Origin of the sequence: Rhodoplanes azumiensis (assembly GCF_042682915.1) — a bacterium.
Lineage (GTDB): Bacteria > Pseudomonadota > Alphaproteobacteria > Rhizobiales > Xanthobacteraceae > Rhodoplanes > Rhodoplanes azumiensis.
In genome coordinates this window covers 247,488-257,175 of record NZ_JBHUIW010000004.1, presented here as the reverse complement: position 1 = coordinate 257,175, position 9,688 = coordinate 247,488, and the positions used below count along the sequence as shown (strand labels likewise).

The following is a 9,688-nucleotide window of genomic DNA, read 5'->3' as shown; positions in this document are numbered from 1 at the left end:
TTCCTCGACACGGTGCGGGCCGCCTGAGCCGCTTCTCGGCCCGACGCGGCCCGGCGGCCGCGCGACCGATCCGCCGGGGCGGGACGTGCAGCGGGCGAAGCGTCACGCCTCCGCCCGCTCGACGTGGATGGTGGCGCCGTCCACGCGGGCGATGCGGATGCGGGTGCCGGCCGGCGCGTCGTCGCCCGTCACCCGCCACACCGTGTCGTCGATCGCGATGGTGCCGGCGCCGCCGACGATCGGCCGCTCCAGCGTGAACACGCGGCCGACCATCGCCTCCAGGCGCTTGTTGAGGAACGGCTGATCGGTCGTCTCGCCGGCGCGTGCGAGCTTGCGCCACAGCGGGATCGCGGCGAGCGAGATCAGCGCGAAGGCGAGCCACTGCAGCTGCCAGCCCCAATCGATCACGAACGAGACGAGGCCGACGATCAGGGCGGCGATGCCGAGCCACAAAAGGAAGATGCCCGGCACCACGATCTCGGCGATCAGCAGCACGGCGGCGCCGGCCAGCCAGCCCCAGGGCCCGAGGGACGCGCCGAGCGACGACAGGACGGACATGACTCACCTCACGGGCGGCGGGGGAGGCGGAACGGACGGACCGGACGGACCGGTCGGCGTCGGTCGGCCCGTGGCGCGCGGCGCGCCCTGCGCGCGCTCCTCGAACGTCGACTTGGCGATCTCGGCGATGCCGGCGAGCGAGCCGAGCACGTTGGTCGCCTCGATCGGCAGCATCAGCACCTTCTGGTTCGGCGAGCGGGCGAGCTCGGCGAACGCCTTCAGGTACTTTTCGGCGATGAAGTAGTTCAGCGCCGCGACGCTGCCCTGCTCGACAGCTTGGCTCACCATCTCGGTCGCCTTGGCCTCGGCCTGGGCGAGCCGCTCGCGCGCCTCGGCGTCGCGGAACGCCGCCTCGCGGCGGCCCTCGGCCTCGAGGATCTGCGACTGCTTGGCGCCCTCGGCGCGCAGGATCTCGGACTGCCGCTGGCCCTCGGCCGAGAGAATCTCGGCGCGCTTCTCGCGCTCCGCCTTCATCTGCCGACCCATCGCGTTGACGAGGTCGGCGGGCGGGAAGATGTCCTTGATCTCGATGCGGGTGACCTTGATGCCCCAGGGCGACACGGCGGCGTCGACGACGCGCAGCAGCCGGGTGTTGATCTCGTCGCGGTGGGAGAGAACCTGGTCGAGATCCATCGAGCCCATGACCGAGCGGATGTTGGTCATGGTCAGCTTGACGATCGCCTGGTCGAGCTGCGCCACCTCGTAGCTCGCCTTGACGGCGTCGAACACCTGGAAGAAGGCGACACCGTCGACCGTGACGGTGGCGTTGTCCTTGGTGATCACGTCCTGCTGGGGGACGTCGAGCACCTGCTCCATGACGTTGATCTTGCGGCCGATCCGATCGATGAACGGGATGATCAGGTTGAGGCCGGGCGGGAGCAGGCGCGTGTAGCGGCCGAACCGCTCGACCGTCCAGTTGAAGCCCTGTGGCACCGTCTTGACGCCGAGGAAGACGGTGAGGATGGCGAGAAGAACGAGAAGAACGATGAAAATGTCGAGGCCGCCGAGAATCATCCGAAGTGCTCCCGTTCGAGTGCCTGGCGCGAATCCGGCCCGGAGTGTGGCGGGGTCGCCCGGATACCGCAAGGATGCCGCACGTCGGCGGCCGTCGGGCGCATGGCCGCGACGCCGGCGCGACGGCCTGCGTTCGACCTCTTAGGGGACGGATGTGACGGCTCGGTTCGCGCCGGCCGGACGACGACGGGACATGTCGAGAAGCGACGTGAACGGGGCGTGAAGGCCGGACGTCAGCCCTCCACCCATCCCTTCAGCTCGCGCAGCACGACGGTGCGCAGGACGTCCATGCCGGCGGCGCTGTCGTTCAGGCAGGGGATCGCGGCGAAGTTCTCGCCGCCGCCGTGGTGGAAGATCTCGGCGTTCTCGCCGGCGATCTCCTCCAGCGTCTCCAGGCAGTCCGAGGTGAAGCCGGGCGTGACGATCGCGAGGTTCTTCACGCCGCTCTCGGCCAGCGCCTTGACGGTCATGTCGGTGTAGGGCTGCAGCCATTCGGCGCGGCCGAAGCGCGACTGGAAGGTGAGCCGGAAGCGGGTCTCGTCCATGCCGAGCCGTTCGCGCAGCAGCCGGTGGGTCTTGGCGCAGTGGCAGTAGTAGGGGTCGCCCTTGTCGAAATACTCCTTCGGGATGCCGTGGAAGGAGGCGATCAGGACGTCCGGCACGAAGGAGAGCTTGCCCAGCTCCGCCTCGATCGAGCGGGCCAGCGCCTCGATGTAGACCGGGTCGTCGTACCAGGGATGCGCGACCCGCAGCGTCGGCTGCCAGCGCATCCGCATGAGCGCCCGGAACGCCTCGTCGCACACCGTCGCCGTCGTCGCGGCGGCGTATTGCGGATAGAGCGGCACCAGCAGGATGCGGTCGCAACCCTCGGCCTTGAGGGCGTCGAGCCGCGATTCGATCGAGGGGTTGCCGTAGCGCATCGCCCAGTCGACCACGAGCCGGCCGTCCACCGGCGCCAGGGTCGCGGCCAGCAGGTCGCTCTGCGACCGCGTGATGGTCTTGAGCGGCGACTCGTTTTTCTCGGTGTTCCAGATTTTCTCGTAGTCGCGGCCCTTCTGGGCCGGCCGGGTGCGCAGGATGATGCCGTTGAGGACGAGCTTCCAGATCAGCCCGGTCTCCTCGATCACCCGCCGGTCGGAGAGGAATTCCTTCAAGTACTTCTTCACCGATTCGGCATCGGTGCCGTCCGGCGTGCCGAGATTGACGATCAGCACGCCGATGCGGCCGTTCTTCACCGGCGGGTGGCCCGCCGGACGGGGCGAGGAGGACGGCTGCAGGCCGCCCGCCGGGCGGTCGCCGGCGCGCCGGTCGTCGACATGGGGCGTCCCGAAGGCCGCGTCCGGCGCCAGCGTGGTCGTCGCGTCAGGGGCGGGGGTGCGGATGCTCTCGTTCATCGTCTCGGATCGATCTCCCGATCAGAGCGATAGCAGGACCGGTGCCGCACAGAAAGACCCCCCGGTCCGGCCGGCTGCGACGATTCGAGGCGGGGTGACGGGTTCGTTGCCCGACGCTCGGCCGGCACGGGCGCCGCGCCGGCGCGAACGGCGTGCCGGCAGGGCGGTGCCGTGGGCGGTGCGGCCTTCGCCGTCACTCCTCCAGCTGGCGCAGGCGGCGCTTCAGGCGCTCGTTCTCCGCCTTGAGACGGAGGACGCGATCGTGCTCGAACGGGTCGTCCGGTGCGGCACGCGGGGGCGCCGCGGGCGCGGTGAGCTCGACCCCGAGGGCGTCGGCGCGCCGCCACCGGGTGCGCGCCCGGAAGCGTGTCCGCGTCTTGGTGATGGTGAGGTCGAAGCTGTCCGGCAGGCGGCCGGCGTCGGCGACGAACAGGAGCGCGCCGGTATCCGACCGGTCGCGCACGATGCACTCGGCGCTCAGCCGCTGATCGGAGAAGACGAGCTGCCCGCCGAGATAGGAGGGGCTGCGCGCGGCCTTGCGACGGTCCGTCGTCATCGTCGTTGCCTCCTCGGCGCCGCTGTCGGCGCAGGAGACGACTGTGCGGACGGTCGCCCGGGACGGCAAGCCGAGCCTCGCCTCAACCTTAACGGCGGACGGCGAGATCGAGCCCGTCTTGCACCACGGCGCTGTTGTGCACGGTCGGCCGTGCACCACGGGGCGCGGCGTCGTGGCCTTTCGGTGCACCGGGCGCGTGCAATTCGGCATCGAGCCTGCACCGAAGGGTGGTGATCGCAACGCCTTGGTGAACGAAGGGTCGACCGAACCGGGCGAGAACGACCCGCCATTCCGCGCTGCATGGTGGATGTGCAGGCCGTGCCAAATCTTTGTGACGGCGACTGTAGGCAAATATTTACCAGCAGACCCTCAAGTTGGGCTTACGGGTTAAGGCGGGATGGGAACTGCGCCATGTCGGTTCGGATTAGTCCGACTCATCGAGAAGTCTTTTTCAGTCCCGACGATCTGATCGTCTCGAAGACCGACCTGAAGGGCCGGATCACTTACGCCAACAAGGTGTTCTGCGACATCTGCGGCTACGGCGCGGCGGAGCTGATGGGGCAGCCTCACAGCATCATCCGCCACCCCGACATGCCGCGCGCCGTGTTCAAGCTGCTGTGGGACACGATCCAGGACGGCCGCGAGGTCTTCGCCTACGTGAAGAACATGGCGAAGAACGGCGACCACTACTGGGTGTTCGCCCACGTCACGCCGTCCTTCGACGAGAACCGGCAGATCGTCGGCTATCACTCCAACCGTCGCGTTCCCGAACGCCGTGCCGTCGAGGCCGTCGCGCCCCTCTATGCCGAGGTGCTGCGCGAGGAGGCCCGGCACGCCAACGGCAAGGATGCGCTCGCCGCCGGCTATCGCCGGCTCCTCGACTTCGTCGACGCTCAAGGCATGCCCTACGATGAACTCGTCTTTGCTCTCTGAGGCGACGGCCGGCGTCGCCGCCGCCGCGCTCGGGCTCGTGCTCGGCGGCGCGGGTCTCGCCTTCGCCTCGCCCGCCGTGCTGGCCGGCGGCCTCGCCGTCACGGCGCCGGCGCTCGCCGTGGTCGCCTGGCGCCTCGCCGTCCTGGGGCGTGTCTGCCGCGACGCGGCCGCCGTCGCCGAGCGGGTCGCCCGCGGCGACTTCGAGGCCCGCATCCTCGACATCCGGGATCGCGGCGCGATCGGCCGGCTGCAGCACGCCTTCAACGACGCGACCGATCGCTGCGACGCCTTCGTGCGCGAATCGACCGCCGCCATGGCGGCCATCCGCGACGACAAGTATCATCGTCGGATCCTGCCGAAGGGCTTGCACGGCAACGTCAAGCTCGCCGCCGAGACGATCAACGACGCGATGGAGGTGATCCGCTGCCGGGTCGCCGCCTTCAACGCCGACACGGCGCAGTTCGAGGAGGCGATCGGGCGCGTCGTCGACGCCATGTCGGGCGCGGTCGGCAACATGGAGCAGACCGCCGGCGTGCTCGGCCAGGGCGCCGCCGAGACGCGCTCGCACGCCGAGGCGGTGGAGCGCTCCTCGCAGGACGCCTCGACCAACATGGAGACGGTCGCGGCGGCGACCGCCGAGCTCGCCGCCTCGGCCGAGGAGATCGGCCGCGACGTCGACCGCTCCGCCGCCATCGCCCGCGAGGCGGTCGCCAAGGTCGGGCAGGCGAGCCAAACGATCGCCAGCCTGTCGACCGCGACGGCCCGCATCGACGAGGTGGTCGAGCTGATCAACGCCATCGCGGCGCAGACCAATCTCCTGGCCTTGAACGCCACCATCGAGGCGGCGCGCGCCGGCGAAGCAGGAAAGGGATTCGCGGTGGTCGCCCAGGAGGTGAAGAGCCTCGCGGGCCAGACGGCGCGGGCGACCGAGGACATCTCCAAGAGCATCGTCGAGGTGCAGAGCACGACACGTGCCGCGGTCGACGCCATCGGCTCGATCGGCGCCACCATCGCCGAGGTCGATCAGATCACCACACACGTGGCGGCGGCGATCGGCGCACAGTCGCAGGCGACCCAGGACATCGCCCGCAACATCGAGCAGGCCTTCGCCGGCGTGCAGAACATCGTCACGACGATCCGCGGGGTGAGTGATCACGCCTGCGAATCCGAACGCCACGCCGGAGCGACCATGTCGGCGTCGGGAGGCCTCGCCGAGCAATCGCATCGGCTCGGTGCCTCGGTGCACGAGTTCCTGCAGTCGCTCAAGCGTGGCCCGCGCGCGGAGCGGTCGGCCGCCTGATCGCGCCGGTCGATTCCCGCGCGGCGTGCCGCACGAGAGGCGCCGCGGACGGGGTCCGCGGCGCTTCGCGTTCGAGAGCCGTTCCGGCTCGCAGATCGAACCGATATCCGCCGGTCCGGCGGAGGCAGGGTCCGGAGCCGCAGGACGTGTGGATCCGGATCCCGTTCTCCGCGGGAACCGAGCGGAGCGCGGGTCAGTGCAGGCCGCCGAACAGCCAGATCAGCGCCAGCACGGGAATCGGAATACCGAGCATCCAGAGCAGGAAATAACGACCCATTCGAGCCTCCTCAGCGTGGTGTCTGCTCCGGCAACGCGACGGTATCGCGCGGGTTCCCTCGACCATTTCCCTGCGTGACATTCGGCGCGGCCTTCGCCTCTCCTCGTCGAACGGAGGTCGACCGAGTCGATCAGTCGGGTCGCGCATCGAACGACGAGATCCTGATCACGTCCGTGCGATCCGAGCGCGACACGAACTTTTCCGGGGTCACCGCGTTACCGATCCGACGCGCCGTCCGCGCGCACCCGATCCGAACGATCGGACCGTCAACCATCGGACCGTCAACCATTCGCGCGACCATCCGCGACATCGGAGCACCCCCATGGCCACCGTCAACGGACCCACGAACACCGCCGACGATCTCCGCAAGGATCTGCAGAGTCTGAAGGACGACGTCGCGCGGCTCGCCGGCCAGCTCTCCGACGCGCTCGCCGCGTCGGGCGAGGAGGCGTTCGGCGGCGTGCGCGACCGCTTCCGCCGGGTTCGTGACAATGTCGGCGACGCCGTGCACGAGGCCGGCGAGCGCAGCCGCGACGCCGTCACCGAGCTCGCCGACGCGGTCGGCGCGACACTGGAGGACAACGTGAAGGCGCGGCCGTTCTCGACGCTCGCGCTCGCCCTCGGGCTCGGCTTCCTGTTCGGCGCCCTGTGGCGTCGCTGATCGGGATCGCCTCCGTGTTCGAGGGCATCACGCTCCGCTGGCAGGCGCGGCTCGACACGCTCGTGAAGAGCGGGGTGTGGGGCGCGATCACCGCCCTCGCGTCGTTCGGGACGCTCGTGTTCCTGGGCGCCGCGGTGTTCGTCCTCGCCCGGGAAGAGTTCGGCACCGTGGCGACGAGCCTCGGCTTCGCCGGCTTCTTTCTCCTGGTCGCGCTGATCGGCGCGACCGGGCTCGCCGTGATCCGCCGACGGGCCGCGCGGCGCGAGGCGATCGTCGCCCGGTCGGTGGCCGCCGCGGCGCCGCCGTGGTGGATGGATCCACGGCTCGTCACCACGGGCCTCGCGCTCGGCCGCTCGCTCGGCGGCCGCCGCATGCTCTCGCTCGGCCTCGTCGGCGCCTTCGTGGTCGGCCTCGTGCTCAGCCGCGGCGTCGATCGGCACTGACGGGATCGATCATTCACAGGGGATCCCCGGCCCGGAACATTCACGACGGTGCCGGATTGACCCGACGATCATTCTCGAAAAGGTGCATGGAGGCCGCTCGTGGTGTCGACCATCCTGATCGTCATCCTGATTCTGATTCTGATCGGCGCGCTGCCGAACTGGGGTTACAGCCGCAGCTGGGGCTACGGGCCGGGCGGTATCGTCGGCGTCGTGCTGGTCGTGGTCCTGGTGCTGGCGCTGGTGGGGCGGATCTGATCAGATCGAGCCGGGTCTCGCTCGTCTCCGCAAGACATGACGGCCGGCCTCGCCGGCCGTTTCCTTTCCGCGCTCGCCTCGCTTGCTCGCCGCGCCGCAGCGGCGGGTCTTCCTGCGGCTCACCGCTTGCGGATGCGGAACGTCAGCACGTCGCCGTCGCGCCCGCTCGCCTCGAGCGCGTCTCCGCTCTCGCCGACGAGATGCGGAATGTCGATCGCCGCCATCGGGTCCGTGCAGGCCACCTCGACGACGGCGCCGGCCGGCAGCCGGGCGAGCGCCTGTTTCGTCCTCAGCGCCGGGAGCGGGCATTTGAGCCCGCGCAGATCGAGCCTGTCCATGGTCCGCCTGTCCTCGGCGTCTTGTCGCGACCCGGGCTCCCCGCGTCAAGTCCCGCGGTCCCGGCCGGTGATTGGAATCGGCCCTGCTTCCCGGTAAGAGGAGGCGACGCGCGACGGGCGCGGCGAGCGCGGGGGGACGGCGGTGCGGGTGATCGGGATCACCGGGTGGAGCGGAGCCGGCAAGACCACGCTCATCAAGCGCATCATTCCGCGGCTGATCGGGCGCGGCCTGTCGGTGTCGACCGTCAAGCACGCCCATCACGGCTTCGACGTCGACCATCCCGGCAAGGACTCCTATGCCCACCGGGTCGCCGGCGCGACCGAGGTGCTGGTCTCCTCGCCTCTGCGCGTCGCCCTGATGCAGGAGCTGCGCGGCGCACCCGAGCCCGAGCTGCACGCGCTGCTGACGCGGCTGTCGCCGGTCGATCTCGTGCTGGTCGAGGGCTTCAAGCGCGAGCCGCATCCCAAGCTCGAGGTGCACCGCGGCGTGGTCGGCAAGCCGTATCTGTTCCCGGGCGACGCCGACATCGTCGCGATCGCGTCCGACGGCGAGGTCGCGGACGGCGCCGTCACGGTGCTTCCGCTCGACGACCTGCAGGCGATCGTCGATCTCCTGGTCGAGCGGGCGATCCCGATCGACGAGGCGATCGCGCGCGGTCGCGCGGCGGCGGGCGTCGCCTGATGGCGAAGCTCGGCGACGACACCTTCTCGATCGGCGCCCCGGCGCTGCGTCTCGACGATCTGGAGCCGCTGATCGCCGCGCGCGTCGCGCCGGTCGCCGGCTTCGAGCCGGTGGCGCTCCGCGCCGCGCGCGGCCGCGTGCTCGCCCACGCCGTCGCGGCGCTGCGTGACCTGCCGCCCTTCGACAACTCCGCCGTCGACGGCTTTGCGCTCCGCCACGCCGACCTCGCGGCCGTGGGCGAGACCCGGCTCGCCGTGGTCGACCGCGTCACGGCCGGGCACGCCGCGGCGCGTCCGCTGGCGCCCGGCGCGGCGGTGCGCATCTTCACCGGCGCGCCGATGCCGGCCGGCGCCGATACGGTGCTGATGCAGGAGGACGCTCGGCTCGACGGTGACGTGCTCGTGGTTCCGTCCGGGCTGAAGCCGGGCGACAACCGGCGCTGCGCCGGCGAGGACATCGCGGTCGGCGGCCTCATGCTTCCCGCGGGGCGACGCATCACGGCCGCCGACATCGCGCTCGCGGCCGCCCAGGGCCTCACCGCGCTGCCGGTGCGGCGGCGCGTCTCGGTCGCGCTGTTCTCCACCGGCGACGAGATCGTCGAGCCCGGCACGGCGCTGCCGTCGAGCGCCATCTACGACGCCAACCGGTATCTGCTGCTGGCGCTCACCGAGGCCCTCGGAGCGACCGTCACGGATCTCGGCATTCTCGGCGACGACGCCGATGCGCTCGCCGACGCGCTGCGACAGGCGACCGTCGGCCACGACCTCGTGATCACGTCGGGCGGCGTCTCGACCGGCGAGGCCGATCACGTCCGCACCGCGGTCGAGCGGGTCGGGCGGCTGGACGTCTGGCGGGTCGCCATCAAGCCGGGCAAGCCGGTGGCGATGGGCGTGCTGGCGGGCGAAGAGGGCGCGCGCGCGGCCTTCGTCGGCCTTCCCGGCAATCCGGCGGCGGCCTTCGTCACCTTCGTGAGGGTGGTGCGGCCCTTGCTGCTGCGGCTCGCCGGGGCGACGCCGCAGCCCCCCCGCGTGTTGCCGGTGCGGGCCGGCTTCGCCCATCGCAAGCGGCCGGGCCGGCGCGAGTATCTGCGTGGCTCGCTGCGCCTCGGCGCCGACGGCGCACCGGAGGCCGTCGTCCATCGCCTGGAGGGGGCCGGCGCCATCACGTCGCTGACCGAGACCGACGGCCTGATCGAGATCGGCGACGACGTGACCGCGGTGACGCCCGGCGACACGGTCGGCTTCGTCTCCTATGCGGAGATCACCGGGTAGCACCGT

At 70.9% G+C, this 9,688-nt stretch carries 12 protein-coding genes; 7 read left to right on the top strand and 5 right to left on the bottom strand.

The genetic code is table 11. From position 1 onward, the window contains the following. Nucleotides 1–102: 102 nt before the first annotated feature. The 4 genes from ACFSOX_RS06395 to ACFSOX_RS06380 form a co-directional block, all read right to left on the bottom strand. Nucleotides 103–558 (bottom strand): NfeD family protein, encoded by a 456-nt coding sequence (locus tag ACFSOX_RS06395; RefSeq protein ID WP_378476954.1) that lies wholly within the window; start codon nucleotides 556–558, stop codon nucleotides 103–105. Nucleotides 559–561: 3 nt separating this feature from the next. Continuing rightward, a complete protein-coding gene (locus ACFSOX_RS06390) occupies nucleotides 562–1,572 on the bottom strand; it encodes an SPFH domain-containing protein (protein WP_378476953.1) in 1,011 nt (336 codons plus the stop codon). Between the two features lie 233 nt (nucleotides 1,573–1,805). Then, nucleotides 1,806–2,966 carry a ferrochelatase gene (gene hemH / locus ACFSOX_RS06385; protein WP_378476952.1) on the bottom strand — a complete coding sequence of 387 codons (1,161 nt, stop codon included), beginning with the start codon at nucleotides 2,964–2,966 and terminating at the stop codon, nucleotides 1,806–1,808. Between the two features lie 193 nt (nucleotides 2,967–3,159). Further along, nucleotides 3,160–3,522: a PilZ domain-containing protein gene (locus tag ACFSOX_RS06380; RefSeq protein ID WP_378476951.1), complete on the bottom strand. Its 363-nt coding sequence runs from the start codon at nucleotides 3,520–3,522 to the stop codon at nucleotides 3,160–3,162. 411 nt (nucleotides 3,523–3,933) lie between these two features. On the opposite strand from ACFSOX_RS06380, the gene ACFSOX_RS06375 reads away from it, so the two are divergent. The 5 genes from ACFSOX_RS06375 to ACFSOX_RS06355 all read left to right on the top strand — a co-directional run bounded on the left by ACFSOX_RS06375 (nucleotide 3,934) and on the right by ACFSOX_RS06355 (nucleotide 7,391). Then, entirely contained in the window at nucleotides 3,934–4,455 is a 522-nt protein-coding gene (locus ACFSOX_RS06375) for a PAS domain-containing protein (protein ID WP_378476950.1), read from the top strand. Continuing rightward, the gene (locus tag ACFSOX_RS06370; RefSeq protein WP_378476949.1) at nucleotides 4,433–5,755 is read left to right on the top strand and encodes a methyl-accepting chemotaxis protein; all 1,323 of its coding nucleotides are present in this window, start codon (nucleotides 4,433–4,435) and stop codon (nucleotides 5,753–5,755) included. Before ACFSOX_RS06375 ends, ACFSOX_RS06370 begins: the two co-directional genes overlap by 23 nt. A 599-nt stretch (nucleotides 5,756–6,354) precedes the next feature. Next, a complete protein-coding gene (locus ACFSOX_RS06365) occupies nucleotides 6,355–6,693 on the top strand; it encodes a DUF883 domain-containing protein (RefSeq protein ID WP_378476948.1) in 339 nt (112 codons plus the stop codon). Nucleotides 6,694–6,707: 14 nt separating this feature from the next. Then, entirely contained in the window at nucleotides 6,708–7,136 is a 429-nt protein-coding gene (locus ACFSOX_RS06360) for a hypothetical protein (RefSeq protein ID WP_378476947.1), read from the top strand. A gap of 99 nt (nucleotides 7,137–7,235) precedes the next feature. Further along, nucleotides 7,236–7,391: a DUF3309 family protein gene (locus tag ACFSOX_RS06355; protein ID WP_378476946.1), complete on the top strand. Its 156-nt coding sequence runs from the start codon at nucleotides 7,236–7,238 to the stop codon at nucleotides 7,389–7,391. Between the two features lie 119 nt (nucleotides 7,392–7,510). Here ACFSOX_RS06355 and ACFSOX_RS06350 read toward each other — a convergent pair whose 3' ends face one another. Next, the gene (locus ACFSOX_RS06350) at nucleotides 7,511–7,729 is read right to left on the bottom strand and encodes a sulfurtransferase TusA family protein (protein ID WP_378476945.1); all 219 of its coding nucleotides are present in this window, start codon (nucleotides 7,727–7,729) and stop codon (nucleotides 7,511–7,513) included. A gap of 142 nt (nucleotides 7,730–7,871) precedes the next feature. Between ACFSOX_RS06350 and mobB the strand changes: the two genes are divergently transcribed. Continuing rightward, nucleotides 7,872–8,411, top strand: coding sequence for a molybdopterin-guanine dinucleotide biosynthesis protein B (mobB, locus tag ACFSOX_RS06345; RefSeq protein ID WP_378476944.1), 540 nt, complete (start codon nucleotides 7,872–7,874; stop codon nucleotides 8,409–8,411). After that, nucleotides 8,411–9,682 (top strand): molybdopterin molybdotransferase MoeA, encoded by a 1,272-nt coding sequence (locus ACFSOX_RS06340; RefSeq protein WP_378476943.1) that lies wholly within the window; start codon nucleotides 8,411–8,413, stop codon nucleotides 9,680–9,682. The genes mobB and ACFSOX_RS06340 overlap by 1 nt, the downstream gene beginning before the upstream one ends. The last annotated feature ends 6 nt before the right edge of the window (nucleotides 9,683–9,688 follow it).

Excerpts from the sequence above, each read along its gene's own strand:
- ACFSOX_RS06395 (WP_378476954.1), bottom strand. The coding sequence starts at position 558 with ATGTCCGTCCTGTCGTCGCTCGGCGCGTCCCTCGGGCCCTGGGGCTGG.
- hemH (WP_378476952.1), bottom strand. The coding sequence starts at position 2,966 with ATGAACGAGAGCATCCGCACCCCCGCCCCTGACGCGACGACCACGCTG.
- ACFSOX_RS06340 (WP_378476943.1), top strand. The coding sequence starts at position 8,411 with ATGGCGAAGCTCGGCGACGACACCTTCTCGATCGGCGCCCCGGCGCTG.
- ACFSOX_RS06380 (WP_378476951.1), bottom strand. The coding sequence starts at position 3,522 with ATGACGACGGACCGTCGCAAGGCCGCGCGCAGCCCCTCCTATCTCGGC.
- ACFSOX_RS06365 (WP_378476948.1), top strand. The coding sequence starts at position 6,355 with ATGGCCACCGTCAACGGACCCACGAACACCGCCGACGATCTCCGCAAG.
- ACFSOX_RS06375 (WP_378476950.1), top strand. The coding sequence starts at position 3,934 with ATGTCGGTTCGGATTAGTCCGACTCATCGAGAAGTCTTTTTCAGTCCC.
- ACFSOX_RS06390 (WP_378476953.1), bottom strand. The coding sequence starts at position 1,572 with ATGATTCTCGGCGGCCTCGACATTTTCATCGTTCTTCTCGTTCTTCTC.
- ACFSOX_RS06350 (WP_378476945.1), bottom strand. The coding sequence starts at position 7,729 with ATGGACAGGCTCGATCTGCGCGGGCTCAAATGCCCGCTCCCGGCGCTG.
- ACFSOX_RS06370 (WP_378476949.1), top strand. The coding sequence starts at position 4,433 with ATGAACTCGTCTTTGCTCTCTGAGGCGACGGCCGGCGTCGCCGCCGCC.